The 16,303-nt window shown below is 66.1% G+C and carries 14 protein-coding genes; 8 read left to right on the forward strand and 6 right to left on the reverse strand.

The features are described 5' to 3' along the window. The 6 genes from DIE23_RS30650 to DIE23_RS30675 all read left to right on the forward strand — a co-directional run. Window positions 1–528 (forward strand): alpha-E domain-containing protein (locus DIE23_RS30650; RefSeq protein ID WP_148093478.1); only part of this gene is annotated, 528 nt, incomplete at its 5' end. Between the two features lie 10 nt (window positions 529–538). Next, complete coding sequence (locus tag DIE23_RS30655; protein WP_124615546.1) at window positions 539–1,513, forward strand: transglutaminase family protein; 975 nt, start codon at window positions 539–541, stop codon at window positions 1,511–1,513. Between the two features lie 93 nt (window positions 1,514–1,606). After that, the gene (locus DIE23_RS30660; RefSeq protein WP_124615547.1) at window positions 1,607–5,035 is read left to right on the forward strand and encodes a DUF2126 domain-containing protein; all 3,429 of its coding nucleotides are present in this window, start codon (window positions 1,607–1,609) and stop codon (window positions 5,033–5,035) included. 212 nt (window positions 5,036–5,247) lie between these two features. Further along, window positions 5,248–7,854 carry a circularly permuted type 2 ATP-grasp protein gene (locus DIE23_RS30665; protein ID WP_124615594.1) on the forward strand — a complete coding sequence of 869 codons (2,607 nt, stop codon included), beginning with the start codon at window positions 5,248–5,250 and terminating at the stop codon, window positions 7,852–7,854. Next, window positions 7,848–8,903, forward strand: coding sequence for a transglutaminase family protein (locus DIE23_RS30670; protein WP_124615548.1), 1,056 nt, complete (start codon window positions 7,848–7,850; stop codon window positions 8,901–8,903). The genes DIE23_RS30665 and DIE23_RS30670 overlap by 7 nt, the downstream gene beginning before the upstream one ends. 185 nt (window positions 8,904–9,088) lie before the next feature. Beyond that, window positions 9,089–9,361 carry a hypothetical protein gene (locus tag DIE23_RS30675; RefSeq protein ID WP_059607812.1) on the forward strand — a complete coding sequence of 91 codons (273 nt, stop codon included), beginning with the start codon at window positions 9,089–9,091 and terminating at the stop codon, window positions 9,359–9,361. 70 nt (window positions 9,362–9,431) lie between these two features. On the opposite strand, the gene pip is transcribed toward DIE23_RS30675, so the two are convergent. Both pip and DIE23_RS39745 read right to left on the reverse strand, forming a co-directional pair. Then, entirely contained in the window at window positions 9,432–10,364 is a 933-nt protein-coding gene (gene pip / locus DIE23_RS30680; protein WP_124615549.1) for a prolyl aminopeptidase, read from the reverse strand. Window positions 10,365–10,518: 154 nt separating this feature from the next. Next, a complete protein-coding gene (locus DIE23_RS39745; RefSeq protein ID WP_185646568.1) occupies window positions 10,519–10,674 on the reverse strand; it encodes a hypothetical protein in 156 nt (51 codons plus the stop codon). 35 nt (window positions 10,675–10,709) lie between these two features. Here DIE23_RS39745 and DIE23_RS30685 point away from each other — a divergent pair, with 35 nt between their 5' ends. Continuing rightward, the gene (locus DIE23_RS30685; protein ID WP_124615550.1) at window positions 10,710–11,861 is read left to right on the forward strand and encodes an acyltransferase; all 1,152 of its coding nucleotides are present in this window, start codon (window positions 10,710–10,712) and stop codon (window positions 11,859–11,861) included. 28 nt (window positions 11,862–11,889) lie between these two features. On the opposite strand, the gene DIE23_RS30690 is transcribed toward DIE23_RS30685, so the two are convergent. The 3 genes from DIE23_RS30690 to DIE23_RS30700 all read right to left on the reverse strand — a co-directional run bounded on the left by DIE23_RS30690 (window position 11,890) and on the right by DIE23_RS30700 (window position 14,161). Beyond that, the gene (locus DIE23_RS30690; RefSeq protein WP_124615551.1) at window positions 11,890–12,714 is read right to left on the reverse strand and encodes a multidrug ABC transporter ATPase; all 825 of its coding nucleotides are present in this window, start codon (window positions 12,712–12,714) and stop codon (window positions 11,890–11,892) included. Between the two features lie 164 nt (window positions 12,715–12,878). Continuing rightward, window positions 12,879–13,142, reverse strand: coding sequence for a hypothetical protein (locus DIE23_RS30695; protein WP_124615552.1), 264 nt, complete (start codon window positions 13,140–13,142; stop codon window positions 12,879–12,881). Between the two features lie 638 nt (window positions 13,143–13,780). Then, window positions 13,781–14,161 (reverse strand): hypothetical protein, encoded by a 381-nt coding sequence (locus DIE23_RS30700; RefSeq protein ID WP_124615553.1) that lies wholly within the window; start codon window positions 14,159–14,161, stop codon window positions 13,781–13,783. A 196-nt stretch (window positions 14,162–14,357) separates the two neighbouring features. Here DIE23_RS30700 and DIE23_RS30705 point away from each other — a divergent pair, with 196 nt between their 5' ends. After that, window positions 14,358–14,666, forward strand: coding sequence for a hypothetical protein (locus tag DIE23_RS30705; RefSeq protein ID WP_124615554.1), 309 nt, complete (start codon window positions 14,358–14,360; stop codon window positions 14,664–14,666). Between the two features lie 355 nt (window positions 14,667–15,021). Here the strand turns inward: DIE23_RS30705 and DIE23_RS30710 are convergent, their stop codons facing one another. Next, a complete protein-coding gene (locus tag DIE23_RS30710; RefSeq protein WP_124615555.1) occupies window positions 15,022–16,017 on the reverse strand; it encodes a hypothetical protein in 996 nt (331 codons plus the stop codon). Window positions 16,018–16,303: the final 286 nt, after the last annotated feature.

Below are 16,303 nucleotides of genomic sequence, written 5' to 3' on the forward strand. Positions count from 1 at the left end.
CGCGAAACCGCGCTGATCCTCGGCAGCTTCTACAGCACGATGCTGCGCAACGAGATCTTCGATTTCGCGCAGATCGGCGCATTCGTCGAGCGGGCGGACAACACGGCGCGCATCATCGACGTGAAATACCACCTGCTGCTGCCGTCGGTGTCGCACGTCGGCACGATCCTCGACAACTACCAGTGGGAGACGATCCTGCGCTGCGTGGCCGCGCACCGGTCGTATCGCTGGGTGTACGACGTGCAGTACAAGCCGATGAACATCGCCGACTACCTGATCCTGAACGGCCGGATGCCGCGCTCGCTGCGCTATTGCTACGGGCGCGTGGTGTCGAGCCTGAACCTGCTCGCGAAGGATTACGGCGTGACACATCCGTGTCACGACACGGCCACGAAGATTCTCCAGATGCTGTCCGACACCTCGGTCGAGCGGATCTTCAAGAGCGGCCTGCACGAGTTCCTGACCGACTTCATCGGCCGCAACAACAGCCTCGGGGTCGATATCGCCCAGGCCTACAACTTCGACTGAGAGCCTTGCCATGCGACTCGCCATCCGACACATCTCGCGTTATCAGTTCGACGATCAAGCCACCCATGCGCTGCAACGGCTGCGGCTGCGCCCGCAATCGGGGCCCGGGCAGACGGTGCGCGCTTGGCAGGTCACGATCGACGGCGTCGAGCCGACGCTCTCCTATACGGACGGGTTCGGCAACCGGATCGACCTCGTGCGCCACGACCGCGGCGCGAAGAACGAGGTCGTCGTGATCGCGGCCGGCGTCGTCGAGACGCAGGACCGCGCCGGCATTCTCGGCAACCTGGAGGGCTATGCGCCGCCATGGATCTTCGAACGCGAGACCGCGCTCACGAAGGCCGGCGACACCGTGCGCGAGCTCACGCAGGCGCTGCCGATCGAGCCGCACAGCCTCGATGCGCTGCACTGGCTGATGACGGAAGTGCACGACCGCATCGCGTACGCGCCGAACCTGGTCGACGCGCCGGTCGATGCCGAAACCGCGCTGCAAAGCGGCGAGGGCACGAGCCGCGACCATGCGCATGCGTTCATCGCGGCCGCGCGTGCGCTGAAGGTGCCCGCGCGCTACATCTCGGGCTACGTGCTCGCCGACAGCGCGATGCAGCGCATCGCCGACGCGAAGCAGAGCTTGATCGACGACGATGTCGAGGAAGCGCTCGCGCTGCAGACGGGCGACGGCATGCAGCAGGCGCTCGGCGCATCGCATGCCGCGCAGTCGCAGGGCTTGCCGCAGGCGGCACTCGGCGCGCAGCCGCAGACCGTCGTGCTGATGCAGCAGCCGGCCGGTCATGCGTGGGCCGAGGCCTATGTCGAAGGGCTCGGCTGGGTCGGCTTCGATCCGTTCATGAACCGGTGCCCGGACGAGCGCTACGTGCGCATCGCCGTCGGCCTCGACTCTCGCGACGCGCAGCCGGTGACGGGGCTCGGCGCGAGCGCCGTCGGCATCGAGATCAGCGTCGTGCAGTCGCCGGAACTCGTCTGACGCACCCCTTCGCCGAATCCGCCGTGCCGTGCCGCCGCAGCGACGGCGACGCGGCGCGCGCGGCCGGCCCAACCCGAACCGAGCGGCTCTCCCATGCCCATCCACGTCGCGCTGCATCACACCACCCGCTACCGCTACGACCGGCCCGTCAACCTCGGGCCGCAGATCGTGCGGCTGCGGCCCGCGCCGCACTGCCGGACGCCGATCGTCGCGTATTCGATGACGGTCGAGCCCGCGCAGCACTTCATCAACTGGCAGCAGGACCCGTTCTCGAACTATCTCGCGCGGCTCGTGTTTCCGGAACGCACCGAACACTTCGAGATCACGATCGACCTGGTTGCCGAGATGTCGGTGTACAACCCGTTCGACTTCTTTCTGGAAGCCAGCGCGGAGCAATACCCGTTCAGCTATGACGATGCGCTGAAGACCGAACTCGCGCCGTACCTCGCGTGCGATCCGCAGACGACCGCGGCGCCGCTGTTCCGCGCGTATCTCGACGGCGTCGACCGCACGCCGGCCGGTACCATGAACTTCCTCGTCGCGCTGAACCAGCAACTGCAGCACGACATCGGCTATCTCGTGCGGATGGAGCCGGGCGTGCAGACGCCCGAGCAGACGCTCGAGCTCGCGTCCGGGTCGTGCCGCGACAGCGCGTGGCTGCTCGTGCAGCTGTGCCGGCATCTCGGCATTGCCGCGCGTTTCGTGTCCGGCTATCTGATCCAGCTCACGCCCGACGTGAAGGCGCTCGACGGCCCGAGCGGCACGTCGGTCGACTTCACCGACCTGCACGCGTGGTGCGAGGTCTACCTGCCGGGCGCGGGCTGGATCGGCTTCGATCCGACCTCGGGCCTGCTCGCCGGCGAAGGGCACATCCCGCTCGCATGCACGCCGCAGCCGACCAGCGCCGCGCCGGTCGAAGGGCTGATCGACGAGTGCGAAGTGTCGTTCGAGCATGAGATGGTGGTGGCGCGCGTGTACGAATCGCCGCGCGTGACGAAGCCGTATACCGAGTCGCAATGGGATGCCGTGCGCACGCTCGGCGCGCAGGTCGACGGCGCGCTGACGGCCGGCGACGTGCGGCTGACGCAAGGCGGCGAGCCGACCTTCGTGTCGATCGACGATCGCGACGGCGCCGAGTGGAACACCGATGCGCTCGGCCCGACCAAGCGTGGCTACGCGACCGAACTCGTGCAGCGCCTGCGCGCCGAATACGGCGAAGGCGGCTTCCTGCATTTCGGGCAGGGCAAGTGGTATCCGGGCGAGCAGTTGCCGCGCTGGGCGCTGTCGATCTTCTGGCGCGCCGATGGCCAGCCCGTGTGGCACGATCCGTCGCTGTTCGCCGACGAACGCGAGCCGTCCGCGTGCACGACCGAGGACGCGAAACGCTTCATCGACGCGCTGGCCGCGCGCCTCGGCCTGACCGACGAATTCGTGCGGCCCGGCTACGAGGACGTCTGGTACTACCTGTGGCGCGAGCGCCGGCTGCCCGTCAACGTCGATCCGTTCGATTCGCGCCTCGACGACGAGCTCGAACGCGCGCGGCTGCGCAAGGTGTTCGACCAGCAGCTCGACAGCGTGGTCGGCTACGTGCTGCCGATCAAGCGCGCGGATGGTGCGCCGGGTCTCGATGGTCCGCGCTGGCAGACCGGCCCGTGGTTTTTCCGCGACGAGCGGATGTACCTCGTGCCCGGCGATTCGCCGATGGGCTATCGGCTGCCGCTCGATTCGCTGCCGTGGGTCTCCGGCGCCGACTATCCGTATCTGGTCGAACGCGATCCGTTCGCGCCGCGTGACGCGCTGCCGGACGCGGTCGCGCTCCGTGCGCGTCATGCGGGCACGGCCGACGCGCCGCGCTATCTGGCCGGCGCGCATCGCGAAGCACCCGCGCAAACGGTCATGCAGTGGCGCAGTGACGGCACCGCCGCAGGCGGACGGCACGCGCATGCGACGCCGGACCAGCAGGACCCGCAGCGCCGCCCCGAGCGCTTCGAATCGGCTGCGTGGATCACGCGTACCGCGCTGTGCGTCGAAGTGCGCAACGGCGTGCTGTACCTGTTCATGCCGCCGCTCGCCGCGCTCGAGGATTATCTCGACCTGGTCGCCGCGATCGAGCTGACCGCGCACGCGCTTGGCGTGAAGCTCGTGCTCGAGGGCTATCCGCCGCCGCGCGACGCACGGCTCAAGCTGCTGCAGGTCACGCCCGATCCCGGCGTGATCGAGGTGAACATCCACCCGGCCCGGAGCTTCGACGAACTCGTCGGCCAGACCGAATTCCTGTACGACGCGGCGTGGCAGTCGCGCCTGTCCAGCGAGAAGTTCATGGTCGACGGCCGGCACGTCGGCACGGGCGGCGGCAACCACTTCGTGCTCGGCGGCGCGACGCCGGCCGACAGCCCGTTCCTGCGCCGTCCGGACCTGCTCGCGAGCCTGATCGCTTACTGGCACAACCATCCGTCGCTGTCGTACCTGTTCTCGGGGCTGTTCATCGGTCCGACGAGCCAGGCCCCGCGCGTCGACGAGGCGCGCAACGACCAGGTCTACGAGCTCGACATCGCGTTCGCGGAAATCCAGCGCAACAAGCTGCTGTACGGGCAGGACATGCCGCCGTGGCTCGTCGACCGCGTGCTGCGGAACCTGCTGATCGACGTGACCGGCAACACGCACCGCAGCGAATTCTGCATCGACAAGCTGTATTCGCCGGATTCGTCGACCGGGCGGCTCGGCCTGCTCGAACTGCGCGCATTCGAGATGCCGCCGCATGCGCGGATGAGCGTCGTGCAGCAACTGCTGCTGCGCGCGCTGGTCGCGCGCTTCTGGGCCGCGCCGTACACGACGCCGCTCACGCGCTGGGGCACCGCGTTGCACGATCGCTTCATGCTGCCCGCGTTCCTGAAGATGGATTTCGAGGACGTGCTGGCCGAGCTGCGCGACGCCGGCTTCGGGTTCGATCCCGCGTGGTTCGCGCCGCACTTCGAATTCCGCTTCCCGCTGTTCGGCCAGATCGCGGTGAGCGGGATGCAGCTGTCGCTGCGTGGCGCGCTGGAGCCGTGGCACGTGATGGGCGAGGAGGGCGCGCCCGGCGGCACGGTGCGCTACGTCGATTCGTCGGTCGAACGGCTCGAAGTGCGCGTGACCGGGCTGAACGACAACCGGTACGTCGTGACCGTCAACGGCCGCGCGCTGCCGCTGCAGCCGACCGGCACCGTCGGCGAGTACGTCGCGGGCGTGCGCTACAAGGCGTGGGCGCCGCCGTCCGCGCTGCACCCGACCATCGGCGTGCATGCGCCGCTCACGTTCGACATCGTCGATACGTGGCTGCAGCGCTCGCTCGGCGGCTGCCGGTATCACGTCGCGCATCCGGGCGGGCGCAACTATGCGACGTTCCCGGTCAATGCGTACGAGGCCGAGAGCCGCCGGCTCGCGCGCTTCGTCGCGATGGGGCACACGCCGGGGCAAATGACGGTGGCGGCTGCCGCGCCGAGCCGTGAATTCCCGTTCACGCTCGATCTGCGACGGCCCTGATCGTCGGATGAAAGGACGGACGACGATGCGCGGTTCGCGACCTCCCGGCGGGCGGGCCGGAGTGCTAGGATGCGGGCAGACCGCGGCCGCCTGCCGCGTCCGCCGTGCCGGGCAGACGGTGCGGCGGCGCGCGGGCGCGGCCGCCCCCTGACGACGGAACGATCTCGACTGTGCCGCCCATTCACCCCGACGATCTCGCCGACGCCGACGCGATGCCCACGCTCTTCGATACCGGCGCGCAGCCGGATGCCGCGGAACTGGCTGCCGCGCTCGCGGCGCCGGCCGCGGCCGGCCGCTACGACGAACTGCGCGGCAGCGCCGCCGGCCTCACCGCGCCGCTGCTCGCACCCGCATGGCGCAGCTTCTTCACGTCGATCGGCAGCGACGGCGTGGCCGACCTCGACCGCCGCGCCGACGCGCTGCAGCGACGCATGCGCGAGAACGGGCTCTTCTACCAGCTCCACGAACAACGCGCGGGCGACGGCGCGGCCGGCCCGTGGTCGCTCGACCTGCTGCCGCTGATCGTCACGCCCGAGGACTGGGTCGCGATCGAGCGCGGCGTGCTGCAGCGCGTGCGGCTGCTGAACGCGACGATGGCCGACCTGTACGGACCGCAGACGATCCTGCAGCGCGGGCTGCTGCCGCCCGCGCTCGTGACCGGCCACCCGGGCTACCTGCGCGCGATGCGCGGCGCACGCGTGCCGGGCGATACGTGGCTGCACGTCGTCGCGTTCGACCTCGCGCGCGGCCCCGACGGCCAATGGCGGATCGTCGCGCAGCACACGCAGGGCGCGGCCGGCCTCGGCTATCTGCTCGAGAACCGGCTGATCGTGTCGCGGCTCTTTCCGCGCGGCTTCCGCGGGCTGCGCGTGCAGCGGCTCGCATCCGCGTACCGGTCGCTGCTGCAGAGCATGCAGGCGCTGAGCCCCGCCCGCAAGAATTCGCGGATCGTGCTGCTGACACCCGGCCCGCACAGCGCGACGTATTTCGAGCATGCGTATCTCGCGCGCTACCTCGGCCTCACGCTCGTCGAAGGCGGCGACCTGACCGCGCGCGACAACCGCGTGTTCCTGAAGACACTGCGCGGGCTCGAACCGGTGCACGGGATCCTGCGGCGCGTCGAAGACGCGTGGCTCGATCCGCTCGAACTGCGGCCCGATTCGATGCTCGGCGTGCCGGGGCTGCTGCAGGCCGTGCGCGCGGGAAACGTGCTGCTCGCGAATGCACCGGGCTCAGGCTTCCTCGAATCGCCGGGCGTGCTCGGCTTCATGCCGCGCCTCGCGGAAGGGCTGCTCGGCGAAACGCTGACGCTGCCCGCCGTGCATTCGTGGTGGTGCGGTGAGGCGGCAGCATGCGACGACGCGCTGCCGCAGCTCGCGCGCTGCATCGTGAAGCCGTCGTATCCGCCCGACGTGCAGGCGGGCGGCGCGTTCGACCCGGTGATCGGCGCGCGGCTCACGCCGGCGCAGCTTGCCGAGTGGCGCGCGCGGATCCTGGCCCGGCCCGAGCATTACACGGTGCAGGCCGATCTGCCGCTGTCGCAGGCGCCCACCTGGCCGGGGCACGACGTGCCCGACGGGGCCGGCGGCGCGCGCATCGTGCCGAAGCCGCTGCTGCTGCGCGTGTTCGCGCTCGCCGATGGCGCGCAACGCTGGCGGCTCCTGCCGGGCGGACTGTCGCGGGTCGGCACGCGCGATACGCTGTTCAACGCGCCGATGCCGCGCGGCGGCAGTACCGTCGATACGTGGGTGATGACCGAAGGCATCGTCGATTCGACGACGCTGCTGCAGACCCGTCTCGGCCCTGACGATCTGGTCGAGCGCCCGCGCGCGATCGCGAGCCGCGCGGCCGAGAACCTGTTCTGGCTCGGCCGCTATACCGAGCGCGCGACCAACCTGATGCGTCTCGCGCGTGCCGCGCTGGAGCGGCTGCGCGGCGAGGACGACGTCGACAGTCCCGCGCATCTGGAGCTGATCGACACGCTGTGCCGCGACACGGGGCTGATCGCGCCCGACGGGCCGAACGCCGTCGATGCGCCGCGCGCATTCCAGCACGCGCTCGCGACCTCGCTGACGCGCGGCGCGGACCGCACGTCCGGCATCGCGTCCTGCCTGTTCGGGATGCGCGGTGCCGCCGCCGCGATTCGCGAGCGACTGTCGAGCGATCAGTGGCGGCTGATCGACGACGCGACACAGCTGTTCGCCGATAGCGCGGACCATCCCGAAGCCGAGGAGCAGATCGGCAACGAGGCGCTGCAGTTGCTGGAGCGGCTGGGGCTGTTGCTCGGCGCGATCACCGGCGCGCAGACCGACAACATGACGCGCGACGACGGCTGGCGGCTGCTGTCGATCGGCCGGCAGATCGACCGGCTGGACTTCCTGTGCAGCGTGCTGAAGTTCGCGTTCGACGAGGGTGCCGTGCACCGGCAGGACGGCTTCGAACTCGTGCTGGAGCTGTTCGACAGCACGATCACGTTCCGCTCGCGCTTCCAGCGCGGCTTCGACGTCGCGCCGTTGCTGTCGCTCGTGCTGCTCGACACCGACAATCCGCGTTCGCTCGGCTGGGTCGTGCAGGCGCTGCGCGGCCGGCTGACGAAGGTCGAGCGCAGCGAAGGCTATGCGCTGTCCGAACTGGCCGAGACGGTTCCGGACGTGCCCGCTTGGTCGCTGCACGAACTGTGCGAAACCGGCGACGACGGCCGGCACGACAAGCTGCTCGATGCGCTCGACACGACCGTGAAGGCCGTGTGGGAGCTGTCGAACCGGATCGGCGAGCGCTATTTCAGTCACGTGCGCGAAGCGGGCAGGACGCTATGGTGACGACGAAACACGCGGCGAAGACGCCGCCCGCGCCCGGTTCCGGCAGCGCGAAGGAGAGGGCGGCCACGCCTGCAGCACCCGCTACGCCGGCTGCTGTCGCGGCCGGCCGCGTGCTGCGCGTCACGCACGACACCGAATACCGTTACGCGGCACGCGTCGAATCCGCACAGCATCAGGCGCGGCTGCAGCCGCTCGCGACGCCCCGCCAGCAGGTGCTGTCGTTCGCGCTCGACATCGAGCCTTCACCGGAAGCGGTCGGCACCGAGATCGACGCGTTCGGCAACGCGCGCGCATCGTTCGCGCTGAACCAGCCTCACGATGCGCTGCTCGTGCGCAGCCGCAGCACGGTGCGCGTGAGCCCGCCCGTCTGGTCGCTGGGCGCACGCGGCGCGCCGCCGCCCGCGATCGCGCATCCCGACGCCGAACACGCGACGGCATGGGAAGCCGTGCGCGACCGCCTGCGGTTTCGCGCGGGGCAGCCGTACGACGCGGCGAGCGAATTCGTGTTCGCGTCGCCGCATGTGGCGTGCGATCCCGAACTGGCCGCGTATGCGGCCGCCAGCTTCACGCCGCAGCGGCCGCTCGTGCAGGCCGCGTGGGACCTGATGCGGCGGATTCACGCCGACTTCGCGTATACGCCGAACAGCACCGACATCACGACGAGCGCGCTCGATGCATTGCGATTGCGCAAGGGCGTCTGCCAGGATTTCGCGCACGTGATGATCGGCGCGCTGCGCTCGCTTGGGCTCGCCGCGCGCTACGTGAGCGGGTATCTGCTGACGCAGCCGCCGCCCGGGCAGCCGCGGCTGATCGGCGCGGACGCGTCGCATGCATGGGTCGACGTGTACGACCCGGCATGGCCCGAAGACGGCGGCTGGCTGCAGCTCGATCCGACCAACGACCGCGCGCCGGGCGACGACTACGTGATGCTGTCCATCGGCCGCGACTATGCGGACGTGACGCCGCTGCGCGGCGTGATCCGCGGCGGCGGCGCGGATCAGGAGCTGAAGGTCGGCGTGACGGTCGAGCCGCTCGACGATGCGTCGTAGTACGGCGTGATCGGCCTGACGCACTGCTCGCCGGCCGTTTAAGTCTTCGTTAATACTGCCCGCCTAGCATGGTGATGCCGGCGACCGGATCGGACCACGGTTCGGCGCCGGCGGCACGCACGGGTGCGTCGACGTCACGGCGCCGCGCCGTCGCGCGTCGCCATTTCCTTGCAACGGCGGCACAGATGATCAAGAACTTCGACTACACGCTCGGCAACGAGACGATCGCGCTCTGCGCGAGCTTCGGCGCGGGCCCGGCATTCCGCCGCGTGCTCGTGAGCCGTGCGGATTCGATGGAGACGCTCGTGGTGCTCGACGCGCGCGGCCTGTCGGGCCTGCTGAAGGTCGCGACCGAGCAGCCGGAAGGATTGCTTGACGACGCGATTCGCAAGGTCGGCGACGAACAGCTCGTCGAGCGCGCGATCAGCGGCCGGACGATCGTCGAAGCCGCGCTTTGAGCGGGCGGCGCGTGCAGGCCGGCCTTGCCGGCTGCAGCGCGCCGTGTGGTGTTGCGCAGTGTCGTACTGCTTACGCGGCGAACCGGTCCGTCGCGGCGAGCAGCGCCTTCAGGATGCCCGGTTCGTTGTACGCGTGTCCGGCATCCGGCACGATCTCGAACGTCGCGTCCGGCCATGCCTTCGCGAGATCCCACGCGGTGCGTGCGGGCGTCGCGATGTCGTAGCGGCCTTGCACGATCACGCCCGGAATGCCGGCGAGGCGATGCGCGTCGCGCAGCAACTGGCCTTCGTCGACGAACCCGCAGTTCACGAAGTAGTGGTTCTCGATCCGCGCGAACGCGAGCGCGTAGTGGCCGTCCGCGAAGTGCGCGGCCAGCGCCGGGTCGGGCAGCAGCGTGATCGTGCGGCCTTCCCAGAGGCTCCATGCGCGCGCGGCTTCGAGCTTCGCGGCTTCGTCGTCGCCCGTCAGCCGGCGATGGTAGGCGGCCATCAGGTCGCCGCGCTCGGCTTCCGGAATCGGCGCGAGGAATTCCTCCCACAGGTCCGGGAACAGCCACGACGCGCCTTCCTGGTAGTACCACAGCAACTCCGCGCGACGCATCGTGAAGATGCCGCGCACGACGAGCGCGCTCACGCGTTGCGGGTGCGTCTCCGCGTAGGCGAGCGCGAGCGCGCTGCCCCACGAGCCGCCGAACACGAGCCACTGTTCCGCGCCCACCATCTCGCGCAGCCGCTCGATGTCGGACACCAGGTCCCAGGTCGTGTTGTGGTCGAGGCTCGCGTGCGGCGTCGAGCGCCCGCAGCCGCGCTGGTCGAACAGCAGGATGTCGTAACGCTCGGGATCGAACAGGCGGCGATGGTCGGGGCTGCAGCCTGCGCCCGGGCCGCCGTGCAGAAACACCGCGGGCTTGCCGGACGGGTTGCCGCAGCGCTCCCAGTAGATGCGGTGGCCGTCGCCGGCGTCGAGGTGGCCGTGGGCGTAGGGTTCGATCGGTGGGTACACAGGCAGGCTCCGGGTGAGGGGCGACGGGAGGGCGGACGACGCACGGGCCGGTGTGCGGACGCAGTACCGGTAGCGCCGATATTGCGGTGCCGCAAAATTCGTTGTGTCTGCATCGGACCGGCCGCCGCCGGACAAGGCTTGTCATTATGCCCATTCAATCCGCGCATTGCGTGCCGATCGGCGCAGGCGGCGCGGCCCGGTGTTCCGGGTCGCATGGGCACCGGAATTTTTTAAGCAATTTCGTTCCGATATTTTTCAGACAAAATCCCGGCGGCATATCGGCGCGCCGCTCGCGGGCGCCGGCCTTCATTCCGTTCCTCCACCGTGCCAACGGGAAACGAGCCGATGAACCATCGCGTCAAGCAGCTGACCGGGTTGCGCGCCGTCGCGGTCACGATGGTCGTCGTCGGCCATGCCGAGCATGTGCTGCCGGGCGGCTACACCGGCTGGTTCGCGCCGCTGCGGCTGATCGCCGACGGCCGGCTCGGCGTGCTGATCTTCTTCGTCCTCAGCGGCTTCCTGATCACCAACGTGCTGCGCGCGGAGTTCGCGCGCACCGGCGGGATCGCGCTGACGTCGTTCTACGTGCGCCGCGCGCTGCGGATCTGGCCGGCCTGCTACGTGTATCTCGCGACCGTCGGCGTGCTCGCCGTCGCCGGCTGGCTCGACGTCGATCGCCGCCAGTGGCTGTATGCGGCGCTGCATCTGTGGAATTACTCGGCGTGGTTCGGGCTGGCCGGCGACAACGCGCTGCATCCGGACGGCGCGTGGTATCTCGGCCACTTCTGGTCGCTCGCGCTCGAGGAGCAGTTCTACTGGTTCTGGCCGATGCTGTTCGTGTACGGGGCACGCCGTCGCGGCACGCGCTGGCTGGCCGCCTTGATCCTGGTCGTGCCGCTGGTGCGCGCGCTGACGTATTTCGTCGCGCCGGCGCTGCGCGGGCAGCTCGGGATGATGCTGCACACGGGCGTCGATCCGATCCTGATCGGCTGCTACGCGGCGCTCAACCGCGAACGGCTCGAAGCGTGGATCCGCTCGTGGCGCGGCGAGACGCGCATCGTGACGGTGATCGTCTTCGTCGTGCTGTTCGGGATGCCGCTTGCCGAACATCGGCTCGGCGGCTTCTGGAATGCCACTTACGGCGTGACGCTCGAGGCCGCGCTGATCGCGATCGTGATCGTCGTGCTGAATTTCCGCAGCGAGTTCTGGTGTGCGCGGTGGTTGCGGGCTCGGCCGGTCGTGTTCGTCGGTACGATCTCGTTTAGCCTGTATCTGTGGCAGCAGCCGTTCGCGAATCCGGATCTGGCGGTGCCGCATGCGTTCCCGCTCGGCATCGTGTGGGCGCTGCTGGCCGCGACGGCGAGCTATTTCCTCGTCGAGAAGCCGTTCCTGCGGCTGAAGGATCGCTACACCGCGCGCGAGGCGCGACGCGTGCGTGATGACGCGCTGCGGATGCCGGTGCCGACCGATGCGATCGGGCCGAAGGTGGTGGAGTAGGCGGGTGTGGCGTGAACCGTCCGCCGCTTCACTTGAATCGCTTCAGCGCCTCGGGCGAATACCAGAAGGTCCGGAACATATCGATCCCGTACGACTTGCCGTCGTATTTGACGACCGTGCGTGCGATTCGATGGCCCGTATCCGAGTAGTTGCCGTCTTCGCGCTTCGTCTGCGTGACGTGTGCCGCGATCGACAGGTCGGCGAAGCCGTGGCTCGACGTATTCTCGACGGCGATCGTCATCTTCGCTTCTTCGCTGCGGGCATCGCCCGCACCGGGGCCGCAGGCCTCGCCCTCGACGCTGACCCACCCGTACAGGTTGGTGCCGAACACCGGACGGATGCGATTGCCTTCGCGAACCCACAGCGTCAGCTCGTCGCTTGCGTTCGCATCGGGACAGCTCGGTCCGCGTGCACTGCTCGTGAACACGACGCCGAACGCGCGCACCTCGGGCGACAGACGGTACCGCGCGGTATCGATGCGATAGCTGTTCTCGCCGATCTCCGTCACCGCGTCTTCCTGGACCACCGACCGGTTGGCTGCCACGACCTTGCCGCCTTCGACGAGCGCGATGACCTGCAGCTTGTCACTTTCGTCCGGGTTCTTGCTCCTCGGCAGCGAATCGAACGCGACGGCCGCGATCGTCGTGCCCGGCGTGTCGGGCATCATCTTGCACGCCGAGGCGACGACGAGCCGGTCCGCGTCGCGGGTAGCGATGCGCGCGCTCGCGATACCGGCCCAGCGGGCGACGGCCGTGATCGCTGCATCGTCGCAGGGCTGGTTGTCGGCGGCCTGAACCGCCGGGGCGGCGGCGAGTACCAGCAGCGGGGCGAAACGAAGGGTGCTCGTGATCACGATGAAAAGGGGTTTTTCACAGGTTTTCGTGGATGTCGCTTACCGACCCTGAGCGGTCCTTCAGAATTCCCAAAAGCTGTCGTTGAATCAGGAAACTTCGCGACTCGATATGAGTGTCGAACGCCCCATGTTGGTCAGCGAAGGACGATGCGTCGCGGATTCCCTTATTTCATCTTTCGAAACAAATAGAAAACACCTGTTATCGAAGCGATTATGACCAGCAGAAAAACGGGGGCGAGTGCCAACAATGCAAAACCTCCGGCAAGGTCGGTGTCTTCTGTTGAGGGGGCCGTGAAGCGGTGATAAAGAATCAGATTGAGAGTGGTATTGCAGATGATCGCCGCAACTGTGATCCCAGTTGCGACAGCCAGTACGCCAATACAGAACTTCTCTATCGACGTAAGCGTTTGTTGTTCTTTCTCAGACACCGTCGCCTCCCTCGTGCGTCCTTCGCCGATGCGTCGATTTTCGTCGATCTGTGCGGCGATGTCTAACGACCGCTGTTGGCCGAGGCCGTGTCAAAACTCGAAATTACCCGGTTTTCGGGTGTCGCTTTACCCTTCCCCAAGTGCCGCGAAGCCGATACAGAGCATTCTGGTGGGTCGACTTTCGCGCCCGACGTCGACGTCACACGTTTTGATACGGCCTCGGCCGGCAGCGGCCCCCCGTTCGGCCTTGCGGGCGGATGACCGTTCAAGGTCGGCGCCGTGAAAGGTTGCACTTTTCCAACGGTGGCAATGACGTCCAGCAACGGTCCTGCCTCCCCCGATCGAGACGTTATGCCCTTCCTTCGTCCAAGTGTCCTGATGCCCCCCCAATTGATCACACCAAAAGTGAGATGAGCGCCGAAGCGCGAAGGTTTACAACTCTTTCGGATCGTCATGTGTGAAATGGAAGGGGGTTAACGATTGCTTGAAAGCTCAGTCGCCATCGCATTTAATGTCTGTTAATGCAAAAAATTCGAAGCTCAGCGGGGCGACATCATGAAAAAACTTGCCTTATACATGATGGATACTGCATTAGTCTCAGCGGTTTTGTTTTTTTACTACGTCATCGCATTCTACGGTCACGGCCGAGCGGCAATATCAAACCAAATGGCCCACTGGCGAGACGTATGCTTCGTCTTGACGCTTGTTGCGATGTTTGTCATCCCTTTTAGATTAAAATCATACCCATCATTATATAATTTCGTTATGTTTGATTCGCACGGGGAAAGAAGAAAAACAATATTCGTCCCCTTGGTGGGAATGGTGTCAATCATCATCGGCACGGTGGCAATAATTCGAATATTTGTTGTGGTGGCTCCGTAAGGGGCGCGAATGGTAACGAACACCTCTTCATGTTCGAGTCGACTGTGAGCATATCTTCGCCGCAACCGTGCCTTCGAGCTGTCACTGACCGATTTCGAGGTGATGGAGCCTCTCAAATGTCTTTCGGATCGCGTCATCGAACGTCTCAAACTGGCCGCCGGGAGCTGCCGCCGACGATTGGCGACAACTGGCAGGATGGCGAACTTCGAGCAGTCTCGGTCAGGCCGCTAGTAAACTCGGGCAACATCCGCGACACTTCACTTCTTCCCATTGTGCGCGCTTGCAGCGACTCATGCCCGACACAGCTTCGAAGCCTTCAAAAGGAATTGAAACGTGGAAAAACTGGCGACTGATCGAACCAACGCCCTAGCTGGCCTACTCATTCTCCACGTCATCTTTGCGCTCGGGGCTCTGCTGGCGATCATTTCCTTCAGGATGGTCCCCATATTAATCACTGGCCTACTGACATCGGGCTACACCGTATTCCTTAGCCACATCATGCGCAGTAGCGATGCCGCACGTAAGATATCCAAGAGCTTTGGAGGCAAGGTGTATGTTGTCTGCATGTGGACCATCGCGGCATGCGGAATATGCGCGATCGTTGCGGTAAATTACCTTGCCATTTTCAGGCATCCCCATTGAACAAGAGCCCTGCCAGTGTCCGACTGAGGCGGGCTCGTGCGACTGGCGACACCCTCCAGCTAGCTCGGCTCCCCGTCCTGCCGCGCATCCGGGTAGGACGGCTGCCAAAGCAACTTTTGCGGTCACATGAGCACGCAACCCGTCGCAGCACCTGCAACCGCCACCCCAATGATGCAGCAGTACCTGCGCTTTATCTGACAAGTCTCGGCGCACGAAGCTACGCCAAGACCTACGCTCAATCTTTTCAGGACCGGCCGCACCCGAAGCGGACAATCATCGACCTCAGAGGCAGACACTCGGCGACAAGTTGGTAGATCGATCTACGGTCAATCGCATGGCGGGGTGACTATGGGCGTTACTGGGGCAATCTGTGCCGCTTAAATAAACGCCAGCCCCGGAAAAACAAAAAGATGAGCACGGCTGCGGTGGGTATGACGAAAGGATAGGCGGGGAAGTGATAATGACCTTCAGAGTCAAGGTCCGGCAGCACTCCGTGTGTTGGAGCGTATGTGCCAAACCATATCGCTATCCGGACAGCATCTAGCAGAGAAGCCCGCGGGAAATCGTGAAAAAACGTCCACGCCCCGGCGGCCAATCCGCTCAGCGGATATGCGAGTGCTATCGCGGCGCCAGTTTTGGCGATGCGCCACAACATGCATCTGAAAATGCCGTGGCTCACCTCAACCCTTTGCTCTCCGGCCATACGATAGCCAAGCGAAAGTAGTGTGCCGCCATAGATAGCAAGAGGCACCACGAATAGCGGCCAGAACGATAACCACCAGAGCCAGCCGGAACCTGAGGGTGGGGCCTCGGCGACGAACGTAACGTTCTCACTCAAAATTGTTGGGCCCACATCGACTACTGAAATGGTCAGGTGGGTGATTCCTCGCGGCAACAACTGAGCGTCAGCGCGAAGGGGCCACGGAAGGCGGTCAGGGTTACCGTTGCCTTCGCTGGCAACCAAATCTCGCCACATATCACTCCCGTTAGATCTCGACCTCGGCATTGCGTGGAACAGCGCGTCCATGCCGGAGTCAGACGTGATGCGAATCGTGATGGGTTCTCCAGGTTCCTTAAATTGCAAATACCCGCTCGCCCTGAAATTCGAGTTATACGAGTAGTTGCCCAACTCAGGGCGTTTGTCCGCCCAGCCATTGCGCTTGAAGTCGATTCCGACCGCAAGCGGGGCTCGTATTAGACGAAATACTGAGAAGCTGATGGTGGCGCCGGGCTTCAGAGACAGTTCAACACTATGCGAAGCACGGGACAGTTCGAATGCCGCTACGGCCACGCTGAACAATATGGTGAGCGCGCCCCAGCACACCCAGTGGACTTTTCGCCGAGCAGACATTGATGACTCTCCTGCCAAGGATGAGTACTGCTGGACCTGCCAGATAGCCTGAGCCGCATACTTTCTGTCCACAACGAGACCTTGTGGCAGGTACGGTGGCGAGCGCTTGAAGATCTTGCACTATCTCTCGTTTGCGCCGAAAACGTCCCGCCGATTGTCGACGATCCTGGCACCTATGTCGACTGACCGTTCTTGGCCGAACGCCGACATCGTGTTCCGTGTTTCCGATAAATTTTCGAAGAATAAAAAAGGCCCTTGCGGGCCTTTTCGTCGATGAAGGTGTGGG

Source organism: Burkholderia sp. Bp9143 (genome assembly GCF_003853645.1).
In the GTDB taxonomy this organism is placed as follows: domain Bacteria; phylum Pseudomonadota; class Gammaproteobacteria; order Burkholderiales; family Burkholderiaceae; genus Burkholderia.